This is a genomic window from Geopsychrobacter electrodiphilus DSM 16401 (assembly GCF_000384395.1).
GTDB lineage: Bacteria > Desulfobacterota > Desulfuromonadia > Desulfuromonadales > Geopsychrobacteraceae > Geopsychrobacter > Geopsychrobacter electrodiphilus.
Genome location: NZ_ARWE01000001.1, coordinates 858179 through 875891, shown reverse-complemented (window position 1 = coordinate 875891; position 17713 = coordinate 858179). Strand labels below are relative to the sequence as shown.

15 protein-coding genes are annotated in these 17713 nt (G+C 52.8%); all 15 read left to right on the top strand.

What is annotated here, in order from left to right:
- The 15 genes from D888_RS0104065 (at window position 1) to gspK (ending at window position 17708) form a co-directional block, all read left to right on the top strand.
- On the top strand, window positions 1-1857 hold the full coding sequence (locus D888_RS0104065; protein WP_020675258.1) for a carbamoyltransferase family protein: 1857 nt from the start codon (window positions 1-3) through the stop codon (window positions 1855-1857).
- Window positions 1858-1900: 43 nt separating this feature from the next.
- Window positions 1901-2290, top strand: a complete 390-nt coding sequence (locus tag D888_RS0104060; RefSeq protein WP_020675257.1) for a hypothetical protein — start codon at window positions 1901-1903, stop codon at window positions 2288-2290.
- Window positions 2291-3236: 946 nt separating this feature from the next.
- Window positions 3237-5432 (top strand): multiheme c-type cytochrome, encoded by a 2196-nt coding sequence (locus D888_RS0104050; RefSeq protein WP_020675255.1) that lies wholly within the window; start codon window positions 3237-3239, stop codon window positions 5430-5432.
- Window positions 5433-5801: 369 nt separating this feature from the next.
- Window positions 5802-7091: a hypothetical protein gene (locus tag D888_RS0104045; protein WP_020675254.1), complete on the top strand. Its 1290-nt coding sequence runs from the start codon at window positions 5802-5804 to the stop codon at window positions 7089-7091.
- A 31-nt stretch (window positions 7092-7122) separates the two neighbouring features.
- On the top strand, window positions 7123-7593 hold the full coding sequence (locus D888_RS0104040) for a hypothetical protein (protein WP_020675253.1): 471 nt from the start codon (window positions 7123-7125) through the stop codon (window positions 7591-7593).
- 20 nt (window positions 7594-7613) lie between these two features.
- Window positions 7614-8384 carry a hypothetical protein gene (locus D888_RS0104035; protein ID WP_020675252.1) on the top strand — a complete coding sequence of 257 codons (771 nt, stop codon included), beginning with the start codon at window positions 7614-7616 and terminating at the stop codon, window positions 8382-8384.
- A gap of 402 nt (window positions 8385-8786) precedes the next feature.
- Window positions 8787-9701, top strand: a complete 915-nt coding sequence (gspC, locus tag D888_RS0104030) for a type II secretion system protein GspC (RefSeq protein ID WP_020675251.1) — start codon at window positions 8787-8789, stop codon at window positions 9699-9701.
- Window positions 9698-11728, top strand: coding sequence for a type II secretion system secretin GspD (gene gspD / locus D888_RS0104025; protein WP_026362203.1), 2031 nt, complete (start codon window positions 9698-9700; stop codon window positions 11726-11728). The genes gspC and gspD overlap by 4 nt, the downstream gene beginning before the upstream one ends.
- A complete protein-coding gene (gene gspE, locus D888_RS0104020) occupies window positions 11721-13415 on the top strand; it encodes a type II secretion system ATPase GspE (RefSeq protein ID WP_020675249.1) in 1695 nt (564 codons plus the stop codon). The genes gspD and gspE overlap by 8 nt, the downstream gene beginning before the upstream one ends.
- Before the next feature lie 72 nt (window positions 13416-13487).
- A complete protein-coding gene (gene gspF, locus D888_RS0104015) occupies window positions 13488-14702 on the top strand; it encodes a type II secretion system inner membrane protein GspF (RefSeq protein ID WP_020675248.1) in 1215 nt (404 codons plus the stop codon).
- A 178-nt stretch (window positions 14703-14880) separates the two neighbouring features.
- Window positions 14881-15330: a type II secretion system major pseudopilin GspG gene (gspG, locus tag D888_RS0104010; RefSeq protein WP_020675247.1), complete on the top strand. Its 450-nt coding sequence runs from the start codon at window positions 14881-14883 to the stop codon at window positions 15328-15330.
- Window positions 15299-15820, top strand: coding sequence for a pilus assembly FimT family protein (locus tag D888_RS22880; RefSeq protein WP_169513264.1), 522 nt, complete (start codon window positions 15299-15301; stop codon window positions 15818-15820). Before gspG ends, D888_RS22880 begins: the two co-directional genes overlap by 32 nt.
- A complete protein-coding gene (locus D888_RS0104000; protein ID WP_020675245.1) occupies window positions 15817-16191 on the top strand; it encodes a type IV pilus modification PilV family protein in 375 nt (124 codons plus the stop codon). The genes D888_RS22880 and D888_RS0104000 overlap by 4 nt, the downstream gene beginning before the upstream one ends.
- A 5-nt stretch (window positions 16192-16196) precedes the next feature.
- Window positions 16197-16775 carry a prepilin-type N-terminal cleavage/methylation domain-containing protein gene (locus D888_RS0103995; RefSeq protein ID WP_020675244.1) on the top strand — a complete coding sequence of 193 codons (579 nt, stop codon included), beginning with the start codon at window positions 16197-16199 and terminating at the stop codon, window positions 16773-16775.
- A 9-nt stretch (window positions 16776-16784) separates the two neighbouring features.
- Window positions 16785-17708: a type II secretion system minor pseudopilin GspK gene (gene gspK / locus D888_RS22875; protein ID WP_020675243.1), complete on the top strand. Its 924-nt coding sequence runs from the start codon at window positions 16785-16787 to the stop codon at window positions 17706-17708.
- Window positions 17709-17713: the final 5 nt, after the last annotated feature.

Sequence of the window (17713 nt, the reverse complement as noted above, 5' to 3'; positions counted from 1 at the left end):
ATGCCAGACGCAATCCTGGGCATCTCGGCCTTCTATCATGACAGTGCGGCGGCCCTGATTCTGGACGGCAAGATCGTTGCCGCCGCCCAGGAGGAACGCTTTACCCGCAAGAAACACGATTCCTCCTTCCCCCGCCATGCCGTGGCCTACGTCCTTGAGGAGGCGGGGCTGGAGCTCGCGGATATCAGCGCCGTCGCCTTCTACGACAAACCCTATTTAAAGTTTGAGCGACTGCTCGAGACCTATCACAGCTTCGCGCCACGCGGCCTGAAAAGTTTTCTTTCGGCTATTCCGGTCTGGATCAAAGAGAAGCTGTTCATGCGCCGGATGCTACGGGATGAGTTCAAAAAGCTCGGCGGGAGCATGCCAAAACTGCTGTTCCCCGAGCATCACCTCTCCCACGCCGCAAGCGCCTTCTACCCCTCGCCATTTTCCGAGGCCGCGATTCTGACTCTCGATGGGGTCGGCGAATGGGCTACCTGCTCTATTGGCGTCGGCACGAAAAATGGAATCAGGGTTCTCAAGGAACTCGATTTTCCTCATTCGCTGGGGCTACTCTATTCAGCGTTTACCCATTACTGCGGGTTCAAGGTCAACAGCGGCGAGTACAAACTTATGGGTCTGGCCCCCTACGGAACGGCTGGTTCACCTCGGGTTGAAGAATGGAAGAAACACATTCTTACTGAATTGGTCGATCTCCGCGAAGATGGCTCATTCCTGCTGAACATGGACTACTTCGATTATGCTACCGGCCTTACCATGTGCGTCGATAACCGCTGGCAAAAGCTGTTCGGAATTCCCAGACACACCGAAGAGACGGCCTTGGACCAGAACTACATGGATCTGGCCTTAGCCATACAGGAGGTTACAGAGCAGATCGTTCTGCGTCTTGCCCATACGGCCCGTCAGCTTACCCAGAGCGACTACCTGGTTATGGCGGGCGGAGTGGCGTTAAACTGCGTAGCCAACGGCAAACTTCTCAGGTCTGGCTTATTTAAGGATATTTGGATTCAACCTGCCAGCGGCGATGCAGGTGGGGCGTTAGGAGCTGCATTGGCCGGCTGGCATATCTCCCTCGACAAGCCCCGCCAAAAAGGTAACGGGGACGCAATGCAGGGCGCCCTGCTCGGTCCGGAATATGGCACCAAAGAGATTGGTAAGGTTGCCCGCCGCTATCAGGCACCCTGCCAGAACTATGCTGAGTTCTCGGCCCTCTGTCATGATGTCGCGGGGCTACTGGCGGAGGGGCAGGTTGTTGGCTGGTTTCAGGGACGCATGGAATATGGTCCGCGAGCGCTGGGGAACCGTTCCATCCTGGGAGATGCACGCCACCCCGAAATGCAGAAGAAACTCAACCTGAAGATTAAATACCGCGAAGGATTTCGCCCCTTCGCGCCCTCAGTCATAGATGAATGTGTCGGTGAATTCTTCGACCTTGACCGCCCTTCTCCCTACATGCTGCTGGTCGCCCCGGTTCGAAAAGAGAGGCGGTCCCCCTTGCCGAATAACTATCATACTCTGCCCCTATATGACCGGCTCTACCACACCAGATCGGATGTGCCGACCATAACCCACATCGACTACTCTGCCCGGATACAATCTGTCAATCGAGAGGGCCACCCCAAATACTGGGAACTGATCGATGCTTTTCGACAACAGACAGGTTACGGTTTAATCGTAAATACAAGCTTCAATGTCCGGGGCGAACCGATTGTCTGCACCCCCGACGATGCGTACCGCTGCTTTATGGCAACCGAAATGGATTATCTGGTCATGGGTGATTTTTTGTTCTGTAAAAACGAACAGCCGCATTTTGCAGACCGTGATTACTGGAAGCAAAAGTATGCACTGGACTGAGCCCTCCAACTCCCATAAAAACCTTTCTACGGTGATAAATTAAATGTTATCAAAACTCCACAGGCACAGCGCTGAAGAATGCAAAGACGCTGGTTTGGCCCTGGTCCTTATCTGCCTTATCTGTTACCTGTCCTTAAATCTGCCATTTTTTATCCTGGCGGCAATCATCCTGCTTCTCATGGCCATGACGCACCCTCCCCTTTTTCAGCCGTTCGCTATCTTCTGGTTTGCTTTAAGCAAAACGCTGGGAGAAATTGCATCCAAAATCATTTTAAGTGGGCTTTTTTTTACTCTGGTCCTGCCCATCGGCCTGGCGCGACGTGCCCTGGGGAAGGATACGATGCAACTAAAGCTATGGAAGAATGGGGAAGAGTCGGTTTTCCGTACGCGAAACCACAGCTTTGAAGCGAAAGACCTGGACCTCCCCTATTAAGGCAAACCGCAAGGTTTTGCCCGAACACCCAAAGGGCGAGTCGCTTTTTTTATGGGCGTTTTGGCAAGAAAGGTACAAAATCATGGGCGTCCCAAAATTCGATCTGACTGACCCCTGTTGACCTCTTTTTACTTCACCTATTACCCTGATTTCCCCGTTTAAAAAATTGTGATGGAGACAAAATTCAGTTCGACCATTTAGCGACCAGAACTGCCAAATTGCCGAACCATTCCTACTTAATCTGGTTTTGCCGTATTTCTGTAAACCTGCATATAGAGTGGTCGCCTTCCCCTTGCTTTCAGAGAGCTAGCGAAAGTCTCAATAAACGCGGAAGAGGCAACTGGAATCATCGACCATAAAAAATTTACTGATGTCACAGGCATGGAGTTCCCGTCCCACAGTCGTGCACACAGCGCAATTGCAAAATCAACCACTTTATTTAATCGAAGACGGGCCAGAGAAATCCATACACAGCAGGCAAACACTTTCCAGACGTCACTGAAGACTCGCCGACCTGCCAGACCTGATTTAGCTCAACACCCCTGACCTGCAGATTAAAATCGAGCAGGGTTATATTTTCATTAAGATATTGAAATATTATCTTTTCTGCCAAATCATTACCTTTTTAGTCACCTTAAAGCCATAGAAAACAAAGCTTTCTCATTTCCTCGAGAGAAACATTAAATTTTGTACATTTATATTGCATCTCTAATTTTTAGTGCTATTAGTTAGCAGGCAGTGAAGCTGATTCTATAAAATACCTGCGGAGCATTTGTTGCGGTTACCGAAGAGAGAACTAATAGTAAAGCGGCTACAGGGGGAACTCACCAACGCCGCGGATACCCCAGCCTGAACGGCGCATCCACCCAAAAACCTCGTCAAATAATTGCGAGCCATCCAGTGGGGATGGCAAAACATAATCCTCAATATAAAATGGAGGCAAAAGATGAAGAAGTTGAAATTAATGTTGTTGATCGGCCTGATTGCACTGGTCGCCGGATTGTCCGGCTGCGCCAGTGATGGCAGCAATGGTGCTGCTGGCGCAGATGGCGCGCCAGGCCTCAGTGCTTACCAGATCGCTGCCAACAATGGCTACACCGGTACAGAGGCAGAGTTTGCTGCTGCACTAACTGCAGCCAACGACGCCACACCTGAGTCCTGCGCCGTGTGCCACAAGGGGGCTGGCGATCAGCACCAGGCCTATTTTAACGCAACCAAGGATGCCTCCAAAATTCAACTGGCCTTCGGCACCGACACCGTCACCGATAACCTTGACGGAACATACACAAACGTTATCCCTTTCACCATTGACGAAAATGGGGCTCCGTATTTGGGGGGGGTAACAGGCAATAGCATTGACGGTCTCGGAACTCAGAGGTGGACCATCCAGACCTTCGACGCGAGCACCAATCATGTCGAACTGGCCACTCTGGCCGGCGCCCCAGCCACCTACACGCTGGCCGGCAGTGGCGGCAGCTATACCATGACGACCACCCTGGATTATGATATGACCGCCACCGGTTTTACCGGATTTATCTACGGCTATGTCGCCAAGGATAAAATCGGCGGCGCAGTTGCTGGTCATGTCCAGCTGTATGACAATGTGTCAAATGCTGCACTCAAATTCGGCACCTGGACATATACGTCCAATGCTGCCGTTGCTTCTTGTGAAAAATGCCACGGCACGCCCTATATGAAGCATGGCTACCGCGCAGCCCAAGTCGCCGGCATCGACGATTTTGTCGCCTGTAAGGCTTGCCATTATGACTCCAGACCTGGGAATGATGGCACGGAGTTCTTTGGTGACGGAACTTACGCCTATACTGCGAACGTCATGACCGACGTTCACGCTTCCCACCTGAATGTCTTCCCTTATCCGCAGGAAATGACCAACTGTGTAACCTGCCATATGGGCACCAAGCTTGACAGCACCCTTACTCAAACGAACTTCAAGTACAGCGTATGTACAACTTGTCATGCCGATGTGGATGCAGCGACCAATACGGTTGTGGCCAAGCCCCTGTCGACAATTGTCCCAGCCGCTCACCCGGTTCCAGTAACCAGCGCCACGAATTGCAGCGCTTGCCATTTGGATGACAACAGTTATGCACCTTCCTTTGTATCCATTCACACTGGCGTTGACAAAGTAAAATATGCCAGCGCGGCTGACGCTACTGCAGGGACCCTGCGTTACACCTATGCTATCGACAACGTTGTCTATGATGCAACGGCAGCAACCTTGACAATCACCTGGAATGCCAAAGATGCAGCGGGTGCTGCCCAGGATGTGCTGAACCTTGACCCCACGGCTGGACCCGTTTTCCTCGGTCTCCCTGCTGACCGCAACAATGAGTCTGAAGGCATCAGAATCATGGTTGCCTATTACGGCTGGGGCACCAAAAACGTGGCTGACTACGATTACATCAAGAAGGACGATGTCATCGCCAATACCACCTATGCCGCTGGCGTAGCAACGACCACTTTCACCCTCAACAGCGCCAAACTCGCCGATAACAAGGCCACCAAGCTCGCAGTCGCCATAATCGGTGTGCCCCAGGTGAATGGCAGCATGGTCGCGGTAAAATCTGTAACCAAGGATATCCTGCTGGCCGATGGCACCCTGTCTGATCGAGACAAGGTTGTCGACAACGCCAAATGTAATGCCTGCCATGACAATATCGTGATCCATACTGGCGATTCACATGGCCATACAACGGTTGGTAACGTTAACGCCTGCTTGTTCTGCCATAACACCGCCAGCGCATCCGGTCATTATGCGCAACAAGGCAGATCTATCGACTCTTACCTCCACTCAATCCACTCGTTCCAGACCGAGCCGGAATTTATCTTCCCGACGTTCACCACCACCGACTGTGAAGCCTGCCACGTGGCTGGCACCTACAATGTTCCGGACCAAACTAAGTCGCTCGGCAGCGTCATCGATAATGGTAGCGTTGATGTAACCGTTGGCCCTGCTTCCAGAGCCTGCGGATCATGCCACCGGGCAGATGCACTTAAAGAAGGTGACACCGGTGCTCTAGCTGCAATCAATGCACACACTGAAGCAATGGGCTACAGAGTACCGACAACGGTCAAGTCGTTCATTGATGTAATGAACTCCATCATGGCCAAACTGCAGTAATCATCACCAGCGAGGTGGGCCTTTGCCCACCTCGCTGGATTTTGTCCAAATAAACAAACCTAAAAAGCGGCACGTCCTTTGGCGTGCCGCTTTTTTTATGGACCTATCGTGCATTTTCAACCAAGGAGAAAACGATAAATACCGGGTTTTTTTGTCCCAAGGTCCAAAGATCCCTGAAGTCGGAACGCTTTGCGTTTGAGATTGAAAAATCCACTAGGGTCGTCTACAATATCACGTTTTGTAAATCTACCGTTCCCCCCTGAACCTGCCTGACTGAGACTTTGGTTTTTTTACTTTATGGAATGAAAACGCTTAACGCTTTGGGCTATCGAACTGTCCAGTGCCGTTTTTGCACATCTAGGAGGATGTATGAAAATAAACTATGGAATGGGGCCCCTGCTCTGGCTCAGTACGTTAATTCTGCTTTGTAGCCCGCTGACTGTTTCCGCGGCTGAACTCAGCATTCATTCCGACACGCTATTTCGTGCGTTCAGTCGTGATACCACGACAAAAAACAACGCTGCCGTCATGCCAACCTACGAATACCTGCAGGTCGACATGGGAAACCCTGAAGCTAAGGGGCTCTCATTTCATCTCTACGGCTGGGGTCGGGCTGATCTGGCAGACAACGGCTACTACACGGACAACACCGCCGGAGAACTGCTCTACGGTTATGCCGAATACAATGGTGAGCAGGCTCATTTCAATGCCCGTCTCGGCCGACAGTATATATTTGAAGGGGTTGCCAACGAATCGATCGACGGCTTGCGCCTCAGTTCCGATCTGGGTAAATATTTTTCCGGCTCGACCTATGCGGGGCAACAGGTGGCCCTCGCCAGTGAAAACGGTCGCAGCGGCGACAGCATCTACGGCGGTCGCCTGGTCAACCATATGGCTGGTCTATACGATCTGGGCGTCTCCTACAAAAAAATCCGCAACGACAGCGCCGACGCCACCGAGTTGACCGGCCTTGATCTGGCGGCCTATCTGCCCTTCGGTGTCAATTTCCACGGACTGTCCAAATACAACCTGCTCAGCGATGCCTGGGCTGAACATTCTTACGAACTAAGCGCCAAGGTCGGGCCGGTTTCCATTCGTCCCTACTTTCAGCAGTTTCAATATGAGGATTATTTCGGCACCGGCGTCAACAGCGCCAACCCTTTCCGCTTTCTGGCGGCCAGCGGCGAACAGCTTTCGATCAACGGCTTAGATCTGACCCTGCCATTGGGAGAAACCTGGGTTTTCGTCGCCAAAGCCAAAAACTATGATTACAAAGTGCTTAATGATAACTCGCAGTACTATTCGGGACAGGCGACCTGGTCGGATGACAGTCAAGATCAAATCGGCGGAGAAATTGGCACCATGGTCGGCGATATTGCCCAAAACAAATATTACCTGCTGCGCCTCTTCACCTACTGGGCTCAGCTTCCCGCCGCCCTTCCCGTCAGTTTTATCAGCAGTGATCTGGTTTATGTCGGCTATGATAAGCCGATATATGGCGAAGACAGCTCGCTCTTTATCTCTCTCGGTACAGGCAAAAAATTTATGCATGATGCCCTTGAGTTGAAGCTGAGTGCTGATTACAACAACGACCCCTATTTTGATCAAGACCTGCGCGGCATGTTGACCGCCAGCTACAGTTTCGGCAAATCACTGTAATGACATTTACATTGCGAGCAGGAGTTAAATAATGCGTAAAAATTTTAGAATAATTCTGGGATTATCTTTTTTGCTGCTCGGCCTGGCGGCCTGTGCGGCGCTCGACAGCGGTCGAGATCTGCCACTTCGCCATGCGACGGAAGCCACTTTGGGTCTATCAACCAAAAACTGCATCAACTGTCATGATGCCCGCGACAACAAACTGGCCTTTGGCGATTTTGTCCACACACCAACCTGGCTGCAAAGCCACCGTCAGCGTGCTTACCAAAATGAAGCTGTCTGTTCGATGTGTCACCAGACCAGCTTTTGCAATGACTGCCATGCGACCCGGGTCGAGCTGAAACCTTCGCTCAAAAACCCGACAGAAACCGGTCGACAGATGCAACATCGCGGTGACTATCTAAGCCGTCACCGCATTGATGGTCGCATAGACCCGACCTCTTGTTTCCGTTGTCACGGCAACCCTAAAGCATCTCAAACCTGCGTTAGCTGTCACGGCTGAGGTTAAGAAGGAGAGACAAGATGAAACGCCGATTTATTTTTCTAATTTTGCTACTAATGCCATTAATCATAAACGGATGCGGTGACGGCAATCCCAATGCTCCGACAGATAATCAGCCGCACCCGCAGAACTGGCTGTCATCTCACCCTGCAGCTGCACAGGCGAGCGCAGATTTCGCCGCCGATTGCACCCTCTGCCATGCTGCCGATCTCAAGGGCAACGACGCGGCGGTGAGTTGCTATTCTTGCCACGTTTTCAATACCAGTCCTCCATTTACCTTTCACCCCGCCGACTGGACCAACCCTTATGTTAACCATCGCGGTTATGGGGCACAAACCGACCTGTGCAAAAACTGCCATGGCGCTAGCCTGCAGGGCAGCACGGTAGCCCCCAGCTGTTTTTCCACCAGTTATAACGCTCAAAGCTGCCATGCCGCAGGCCCCGGCTTAGCCCCACACCCCCTGGATGGCAGCTTTCTGATCGGTTCAACGCACGGTCCCGTGGCCAAAGCCGATCTAACAATGTGCCAGGCATGTCATGGTCAAGCTGGCGGCCCGGGTAGCAATCCACGTTTTAATAGAGGCATCGTCAGCCAGGGCGGAACTGGCTGCGAAGCTTGTCACGGTGAGTATCTGGCCCATCCGTCAAACTGGGAGGGCTACGACGGCCCCACCTTCCACGGTACTGCCGGCAACATGCAGAACGCCTGCACTCTCTGTCATGGTGCCAATTTAGAAGGCGGCAGCGGCCCCAGCTGTGCCAGCTGCCACGGTGGCAATCCGTTAAACTGAAGCTGCTTTACACAAGAGAAGTTGCCCTGAAAGACCGGGGCTAATTCTCCGTCCTAAATCATCAGGAACCCCGCATCTTTGGATGCGGGGTTCCTTTTTTTGTGGGGAGCCGGTCAGGACGCTTTAGCCTAAACCTCAAAAACAAAAAAATTTGACTCAAATTATGCAGCGTTGCTAATTTAACAACATTCAAAATTAAAACGCCGTTGGTAAGAGGCAACGGGGAATAATGGCAATTGATCCCCGATTTCTTACCTGACATCCTGACTCAATATCGGCGAATTGAAATCGCATAAACGCCTTAATTTTCTTGATTTTCTGGTAGGGAAACGTTACATACGTAGACGAAGTTTTTCTATCCAATGTACTTTCCTCTTTAACTCTTCAAATATTTGGCGTCAGATGCTGATCACCCTGCTCCAACGACATTATTTATGGATATTTGCTACCCTGAGCGGGCTAATGGGCTTGACCGTCGGACATCTGGGAGCGACGGTCATCGGAATACTGGCCGGGCCGGGTCAAACTTCTGCGCTTATTCAAACGTTGCCGCCAATCGAGGCCAAGGCCCTGCCATCCCTGGCTGACTACCAGACGATCTTGTCCCGGGACATCTTCAACTCTGCAGCCCAGAACCAGACCTTGACTCCCACTACAAAAACGGCCCAGACCACAACCTCACCCGCGAAGACCGCCTCAAAGTGGTCTCTCGTCGGTACCATCAGCGGAGGCCCATCCCCTTTGGCGACTTTAACCAGCGGACGGGAAACAGATACATACCACCTCAATCAGGAGCTACCGGATGGTGGCAAATTAGCTGACATCACACGGAATCGGGTTGAAATCCGTTATCCAGATGGGCAATCGGTCATTCTTGAACTTGAGACGGATAAACAAGGGTCGCCAGTACATGCTGGGTCGCCAGTACGCGCTGCGTCCCCAGCGACGACCCCGGCACAAAGGTCAGGGACAGACCTAGGGATAGAGAGTATTGGTGAGAACAACTGGATTATTCCAGCCCAGGTTGCCGAAGACTCCCGCTCTAATATTGGAGAACTTCTCAAACAGGCCCAGGCCATCCCCTACCTTGAAGGAGGGAAAACCACCGGCTTCCAAATGAACATGATCCAGAGGGGGTCGTTTATTGAACAACTTGGACTTAAAAAAGGTGATATCCTGCGCGAGATTAATGGCGTCGAACTCGATTCGCCCGAAAAAGCACTTCAGATATTTGGACAGCTACGTCAAGCGAAACAGATCAGTATCGGCCTTGAACGGGGAGGCAAAGCCATGACCTTTGCTTATGAGATTCGATGATGAATTATTTACGTAAATTTCTTTTAGTATCCGCACTCGCGACGCTATTCACCGGCGCCCTCTTTTTTCAGGTTTCTCAGGCTCGGGCACAAAGCCCGAAAGCCGAGATCTCGCTTGACTTCAAAGACGTTGAATTGAGCGATCTGATCAAAACAATTTCGGAAATGACCGGGCGCAACTTTGTCTACGATGAACGGGTCCGCGGTAAGGTGACGATCATTTCACCCGAACCCATGAGCAGAGACGAGGCCTATCAACTCTTCATGACCGTACTTAATGTCAAGGGTTACACCTTGATAGAAACCGGTAAGGTCAACAAGATTGTGCCATTACAGGATGCTAAACAGAACAACCTGCCGGTCTCGGACACCATGCAAGGGGATGGTTACATAACGCGCTTAATCCGCCTGAACTATGCCGACGCTCAGGTCCTTGCAAGCACCGTGTTGCTTCCGTTGATCGCTAAAACCAGCAACCTGACCGTCTATGAACCAACAAACACGCTGATTTTAACCGACAACGCCGCCAACATTGATCGTCTGGTCGAAATCATCGATAAACTGGACCTCCCTTCAGCACTGGATCGCCTGGAAGTTTTCACTCTGAAAGATGCCAGCGCCGAAGAGATCGCACAAATCGCCAATTCGATGATCAGCAAACAAACCAATCCACGCCGCAGAAGGGTCGTGGGCAACGCCCCCACCCAGACCGGCCAGGTGATCGCCTATCCGCGTACCAACACCTTGCTGGCGATAGCCTCCGAAGATGAACTAAACCTTCTGCGCAGCCTCATTGCAACCCTTGATGTCCCGGGTGAACAAACTCGCTCGAATATCAATGTTTATTACCTGAAAAATGCCGACGCCGAGACGCTGGCCAAAACCCTCAATGAGATCATGACGGGGACCAAAACCGCCGCCGCAAGCAAAAAACCAGGAGTAACGACGCCTTCCGGCCCTGTCGTAATTACGGCTGACAAACCGACCAATTCACTCTTGATCAGTGCCGGCCCTGACCAGTTCGCCGAAATCAAACAGGTGATTGAAAAGCTCGACATCCAACGCAACCAGGTCTATGTAGAGGCGCTGATTCTTGAACTGTCAATGGATGCCACCCGCGCGATTGGGGCCTCCCTGCAGGGAGCCGCCGGCATCGGCAAGAACAATCTGACCCTGGGGACCAGCAATCTGAATTCCGGCTCAGTCGGATTAAGTAGCTTCGTACCCACTGACGGGTCCACCATCCCGCTATTAGCGCAGACAGTACAGGGGTTGATGCTCGGTGGACTCTTCAGCCCGATCACGACAGTTGGCGCCGACGGAACGACTATCACGGTACCGGCGATTTCAGCACTGATTCAACTGTCGCAGACCAGTAAAGACATCAACATCCTCTCTGCTCCTCGTCTGTTGACCTCGGACAACGAAGAAGCCGAGATTATTGTTGGTTCCAATGTCCCGATCATCACTAATCGACTCACTGATACGAGCAATACTTCTGCGCAAAGCGTGGCAATCGAACGTAAAGATGTGGCTCTCACCTTGCGCTTTACTCCACAAGTCACCGAAGGCAATCTGGTGCGTCTTAACGTCTATCAGGAGATCACCGCAATCGCAGGCACTCAGGTTGGGAATGTCAATGATGTGGGTCCCACCTTCACCAAACGACAGTTGCGCAATACCGTACTGGCGGAGGACGGCAAGACCGTCGTATTGGGAGGTCTGATCGGTACAAATGTTCAAAAAACAGAATCAAAAGTCCCATTTTTCGGAGATATTCCTCTGATCGGGTGGCTGTTCCGCTCGACGGGAACCACTTCAGAAAAAACCAACCTGCTGGTTTTTATTACCCCGCGCGTGATTCATAACGCTACCGAAATGTCCGAGGTCACCCGACGGGCCCAACTGACAGGTGAAGTACTTCAATCCCCGGCATTACGTAAGGCAATCGATCAAAAATCCTTACTTATCAAGGCCGATACAGATGTGGACTCAACGCCACAGGAAGCCCCCGCCAAAAATGAGTAATTGGCTGAAATTGGGCGAGATCCTGCTGCAGGATGAGGTTCTCTCTGCCCAAAACATCGAAGACGCTTTACAGCGTCAAGCACAGGATCAGCAGCGCCTTGGCCAGATCCTGATGAACCATTTCGGCCTGAGCAAGAATGCCCTCACCAGTGCGCTGGCCCGGCAGTTTGGCCTGAGTTATCTGCCCCAGTTAAAAATGGCGGGAGCGACTGAGTTGCTGGGCCGTTTACCCCTTGAATATGTCCGGGAAGAATGCATTTTCCCTCTTGAAATTTCAAAAACTTACTTACGCCTGGCGATGGCCGATCCAACCAACAGCACCCCGATCAACGACCTCGCGGCGCTCACTGGTTGTCACATTGAAATTTGTCTGGCCCCGGAAGAAGAGATCCTTAACGCGATCAACCGCGCCTATGCGGAACAGGCAGGAGATTCTGCCAATCTAACGCCGGACCTTGAGGGCGGCGACAGTGATCTGGCCGCGACCCTTGGGCCAACAGACCTGCTCGACAGCAGCGATGAGGCGCCGATCATCCGCTTCGTCAACGGCCTGATCGCGCGGGCCAGTCGTGAACGCGCCAGCGATATCCACCTGGAGCCTTTTGAAACCGAAATGATCATCCGCTATCGGATTGATGGCGTACTCTATGAAGTTCTACGGCCGCCTCAAAAGGCCCGGGCCGCGATCATTTCTCGCATCAAAATCATCGCGGGACTCAACATCGCCGAGAAACGCTTGCCACAGGATGGCCGTTTTCGCGTACGCATTGCCGGCCGCGACGTCGACATTCGCGTCTCCTCCCTGCCCACCGCCTTCGGCGAACGCCTGGTTTTGCGCCTGCTCGAAAAGAGTTCGAGCGTTATCGAACTCTCCGCCATCGGGCTCGACGAACAGTTGCAACAACAGATCGACCGCCTGATCCATCAGCCGCACGGGATCTTCCTCGTCACCGGACCAACCGGCTCGGGCAAAACCACCACCCTTTACGCCGCCCTCAGCCGTCTGAACGATCGCTCCAAAAATATCATCACGGTTGAAGATCCGATCGAATATCAGCTGAACGGCGTCGGCCAGATTCAGGTCAATTCCAAGATCGAGCTGACCTTTGCCGCCGGCCTGCGTTCGATTTTGCGCCAGGACCCTGATATCATCATGGTTGGCGAGATTCGTGACAGCGAAACCGCCGAAATTGCAGTTCAATCGGCGCTGACCGGCCACATGGTCTTTTCGACCCTGCATACCAACGATGCGGCCGGCGCCCTCACCCGTCTTCTCGACATGAAGATCGAACCTTTTCTGGTCTCCTCTGCAGTCACCGGGATTCTGGCACAGCGCCTGGTGCGCAAGCTCTGCCCTGATTGCCGCAGCAGCTACTCGCCGAGCGAGGAGATGATCCGCCACTTCGCCGGTATGCTGCCCAGCGAGGACGAGGTTAAATTTTTTCGCAGTGTGGGCTGTGACAGTTGTCAACAGATCGGTTATCGTGGTCGGACCGGGATCTACGAACTGCTGCTTTTGACCGATGAAATTCGCGAAATGCTGATGTCGGGGGCTGATGCCAGCAGAATCCGTCAAGCAGCCCAAAGAGCTGGCATGCGCAGCCTGCGTCAGGATGGCTTGCAAAAAGCACTAACCGGAGAGACCTCCCTGGAAGAGATCCTCAGGGTCACCCAGATCGATAACTGAAATGTCCCGATACCAGATAAGGATTTGTCATTTCGAATACTTAACGCCTTACACCTTGCAGGCATATGACTGATGGCGCTTTTTGATTACACCGGATTAGATAGCAGCGGGCGCAAGATCAAGGGAAGCTGTGACGGGAGCGGACAACGCGCTGTCATCGCAAAACTGCGCCAGCAGAACATCTTTGTCACCGAGATCGCCGCGGCCGGGAGTAAGTCGGGTGGGAACCTGCTTTCTCGCTGGCGCACTCCGCAGGTGCCGCTTGAAGAACTGTCTATAGCCACGCGCCAACTGGCAACCCTGCTCAGCGCCGGGCTGAGCCTCGACGAAGCGATCAATACGGTAGCGAGCCAGATCGAGAAACAACATCTGGCGGCAATCTTCAACCGAGTCCATGAAGCGGTGGTCGAAGGGGAACCCCTCCACCTGTCGCTGGCCGCCGAGGGGAAGCTTTTCCCGAACATTTACATCAGCATGGTCGAAGTCGGCGAAAATAGCGGTACCCTTGATCAGGCGCTGGCCAATCTTGCCGACCTGCTGGAAGAACAAGCCCGTCTACGCAATCGGATCACGGCAGCGCTGGCTTATCCGGTGCTGATGGCAGTCGTCGGCACCGGCGTATTGCTGTTCCTGGTCGGGTTTATCCTGCCCAAGGTCACCCGAATGCTGATCGATCTCGATCAGGTCCTCCCCCTGCCGACCCGGATGCTGATTGCCGCGAGTAACCTGCTGCACGACTACAGCTGGCTGATTTTCGGCCTGCTATTCGTTATCCTGTTTCTCGTCAGGCGCTGGGCGTCGAGCGACAAAGGACGACTGATCCTCGCCCAATGGCGACTCAAACTCCCCCTGATCGGCCGCCTCAATCTGCTGATTGCCACCAGTCGTTTCAGCCGGACACTGTCGACCCTGCTACAGGGCGGACAGTCCCTGCTTCGAGCGCTGGATATAACCGGCAAACTGCTGGATAATATAGTGTTGCAGCAGGCAATTGATCGGGCCGCCAGTCAGGTCAGGGAAGGAACCTCGCTGGCTGAGCCCTTACAGAAAGAGAAGCTTTTCCCGGCCATGCTGATACAGATGATCGCCGTCGGTGAACGCAGCGGAGAGCTTGAACAGATGCTGCGCCGGGTGGCAGACACCTGCGATCAACAGATAGAGATGTCGATCAACCGCTTGTTGGCTCTGCTCGAACCGATCATGATCCTCTTTATGGGTGGAGCCGTCGGATTTATCGTGCTGGCGATCCTGTTGCCGATTTTCCAGGCCAGCCAGAGCCTGGGGTAGAGAGCCGTGAGGTGTGAGGCGTAAAATGATGGGTGATTGCCATTTGGCAACCTGTGTTCAGCCGCTGTTGATTGCGGGAAGTTAAGTGGCTACGTTGGATGCAGTCAAAAGCGGCTGCCCACAGGCCCTCTGCTGAGTAGGGCAGGTCACAATTTAAAAGAAATAAGGAGTCAACTGAATGTTGGAACGAAAAAATTTAGCGTTAAATAACCAGCGGGGTTTCACCCTGATCGAAATCCTGGTTGTCGTGGTTATTCTTGGCATTCTGGCCGGGATCGTCATCCCCCGGCTGCTGGGAGAACCTGAGAAAGCCCGCCGCACCAAGGCGGCAGTCCAGATTCGCGGCTTCGAACAAGCACTGGCCAGCTTTAAACTGGATAACAGCTTTTTCCCCAGCACCGAACAGGAATTGAAGGCTTTGGTTGAAAAACCGACCACCGGGCGAATTCCGACCCATTATCGCGATAAGGGTTACATGAAGAAAATCCCGATGGACCCCTGGGGAAATCCATATATCTACATCTCTCCCGGTATTCATGACGACTACGATATAATCTCTTACGGACCCGATGGCTCATCGGGCGGTGAAGGTGACAATGCCGACATCAACAGCTGGGAGATTGAATAACCGCTCGGGATTCACCCTGATTGAGTTGATGCTGGTCATTCTGTTGCTGGGGATGATGGCCGGGCTCATTATGCCTCTGATCAGCGGCTTTGATCCCAACCGGCTAAACTCTTCCGCCAGCCGCCTGGCTGGCACGGTGAAGTATCTCTACAACGAAGCGGCCATGACCGGCCAGGAGCATCGCCTGATCTTTAATTTTGACAAGGCGGCCTATCATGCCGAAAAAATCAACGCTCTGGGCGAATGGGTGCCTCTGCTTGGGGTGGGTGATGAGCACAAATTGGGTGAGGGGGTCCGTTTCGTCAATATTTACCAGCCCGGAAAAGGCGAGCGGAGTGATGGTGAGGTCACCACGACCCTGCTCCCCGGAGGCTGGCTTGAAGAGACGATTATCTACCTGCAAGATAAAAATGATAAAAAACTGACCCTGAGGCTGGTCCCGCTCACCGGACGAACCCAGATTTTCGACGGCTTCCGGTCGTTCCGATGACGTCCCGACTGCCTCTGAAAAATCAGGGATTTACCCTGCTCGAAGTCATGATCGCCCTCGCCATTGTCGGCATTGCGCTGGTGGTGATGCTGGGCCTTGCCCAGCGCAGTGTTCTGGTCAATAGCCGCTTGCAACAGATGACGCGCGCTACATTGCTGGCCAAACAGAAAATGGCCGAGATTGAACATGGACTCAATCTCGGGTCCGACCAGACCAAGGGGATTTTCGCCGAACCAAACCAGGGCTTCAGTTGGCGACGCATCAACACCCCGACGCCGATCATCGGCATCGTGCAGGTTGATTTAAGCGTTCTATGGGGCAAGGAGGAGGAGAACGATCAGGTGACCCTGACCTCCTTTATCAAAGAGTGATCGCTATGAAAGAGAATACAGGCTTTACTCTCCTGGAAATTCTGGTCGCGATCGCCTTGGCGAGCATCCTGATGACCAGTATCTACGGGGTCTTTTCAACCACCAGCAATGCCAAGGAGCGTGTTGAAAAACAGGGGGAAGCGATGCACCTGGGCCGGGTTTTGATCGAACGCCTCGATCGTGAACTTCTCGGATTGAGCCTGGAAAATCAGGGCACCATCCCGGCCTTAAGCGGCGGGAAAAACAGCCTTGGCGAGCCATATATTGAACTGCTAACCAACTCAAGCAACAAACGAAAGCCGGGAATTCGTCAGATCAGCTACCGTCTGGGTCCAGAGGATGACGGCAGTCTGACGCTCTGGCGCGCCGATAAAAGTCTCTACACCCAAGGGACTGCCAAAGAAGAGAATCTGGCCCAGGGGATTGAACAACTGACTTTCCAGTTTTTTGACGGCCAGAATTGGCGTGAAGAGTGGAATAGTCTAAACGATGGACAACCAAAACTGGTACGCGCTGAATTTTTATTGCTGGGGATCAAAGATATGCCGCCGTTGGTGGGAATCTTCGATCTGCCGAAAAAATAGGAGGACGCGGTGAAAGTCGGCGATGAACGCGGCATGGTGTTGCTGCTGGTCCTGGTTGTTGTGGCCCTGCTCAGCGCCCTGCTCAGTGATTTTGCCTTTTCGACCCTGATCGATTTGCGCTTGACCGAAACCTTCCGCGATACTGCACGAGCTGAATACTTGGCGCGTGGCGGAATCACGGCAGGACGCATGATTCTTCAGATCGACCGAAACAGCTATGACGCCAGAAATGATCCGAGTGAGTTCTGGTCCGTCGGGGTGCAGAGTTATCCCCTGGCCGAAGGAGCCATCAGCGTTCAGATAGATGATCTGGATGGCCTCCTTCCCCTCAACCTGCTGGTCGATAGTCAGGGGAACCAAAATCTGGTTTTTCGGGACCGGTTTATCAGACTCTGTCAGGAGTTGGCCCTGGTTAATCCCGAGGCCCTGGCCGATGCCCTGAGTGACTGGATCGATAAGGATCAGGTGGCCAATCCAGGCGGCGCCGAAGATTCATACTATCTGAGCCAGGATCCACCCTACTCGGCATCTAACGCGCCACTGAAGAGCCTCGACGAACTTTATCTGATTCGGGGATTTGACCAGGAAAGCGTCGCGCGGTTGAAGCCTTTCGTCACTAGCTATGGCACCGGCAAGCTTAATGTCAATACGGCTAGTGCCGAACTGTTGCGGAGTTGGGATGCTGGAACCAGCAGCAGTGACATCGATAAACTGCTCGATCTCCGTGCCAAAGGTCCGTTCAAAACCCTCAACGACCTGCGGGATCAGATCGGAATCAATATTTATACCGCTTTAAACCGTAACCTCGATCTGTCGGTCACAAGCAACTATTACCTGATCAACAGCCACGGACAGATGAATGACGGTGCCCGCAGAATGCAGGCGATTGTCGCTAAAAACAAAGATCAACTTCTCTGGCAAAAGGTGAACTGACCGAG

Coding starts and splice junctions, on each gene's coding strand:
- D888_RS0103995 (WP_020675244.1), top strand. CDS start 16,197: ATGAAAGAGAATACAGGCTTTACTCTCCTGGAAATTCTGGTCGCGATC.
- D888_RS0104045 (WP_020675254.1), top strand. CDS start 5,802: ATGAAAATAAACTATGGAATGGGGCCCCTGCTCTGGCTCAGTACGTTA.
- gspD (WP_026362203.1), top strand. CDS start 9,698: ATGATGAATTATTTACGTAAATTTCTTTTAGTATCCGCACTCGCGACG.
- gspG (WP_020675247.1), top strand. CDS start 14,881: ATGTTGGAACGAAAAAATTTAGCGTTAAATAACCAGCGGGGTTTCACC.
- D888_RS0104065 (WP_020675258.1), top strand. CDS start 1: ATGCCAGACGCAATCCTGGGCATCTCGGCCTTCTATCATGACAGTGCG.
- D888_RS0104000 (WP_020675245.1), top strand. CDS start 15,817: ATGACGTCCCGACTGCCTCTGAAAAATCAGGGATTTACCCTGCTCGAA.
- D888_RS0104060 (WP_020675257.1), top strand. CDS start 1,901: ATGTTATCAAAACTCCACAGGCACAGCGCTGAAGAATGCAAAGACGCT.
- gspC (WP_020675251.1), top strand. CDS start 8,787: ATGCTGATCACCCTGCTCCAACGACATTATTTATGGATATTTGCTACC.
- D888_RS0104040 (WP_020675253.1), top strand. CDS start 7,123: ATGCGTAAAAATTTTAGAATAATTCTGGGATTATCTTTTTTGCTGCTC.
- gspF (WP_020675248.1), top strand. CDS start 13,488: ATGGCGCTTTTTGATTACACCGGATTAGATAGCAGCGGGCGCAAGATC.
- D888_RS0104035 (WP_020675252.1), top strand. CDS start 7,614: ATGAAACGCCGATTTATTTTTCTAATTTTGCTACTAATGCCATTAATC.
- D888_RS0104050 (WP_020675255.1), top strand. CDS start 3,237: ATGAAGAAGTTGAAATTAATGTTGTTGATCGGCCTGATTGCACTGGTC.
- gspE (WP_020675249.1), top strand. CDS start 11,721: ATGAGTAATTGGCTGAAATTGGGCGAGATCCTGCTGCAGGATGAGGTT.
- D888_RS22880 (WP_169513264.1), top strand. CDS start 15,299: ATGCCGACATCAACAGCTGGGAGATTGAATAACCGCTCGGGATTCACC.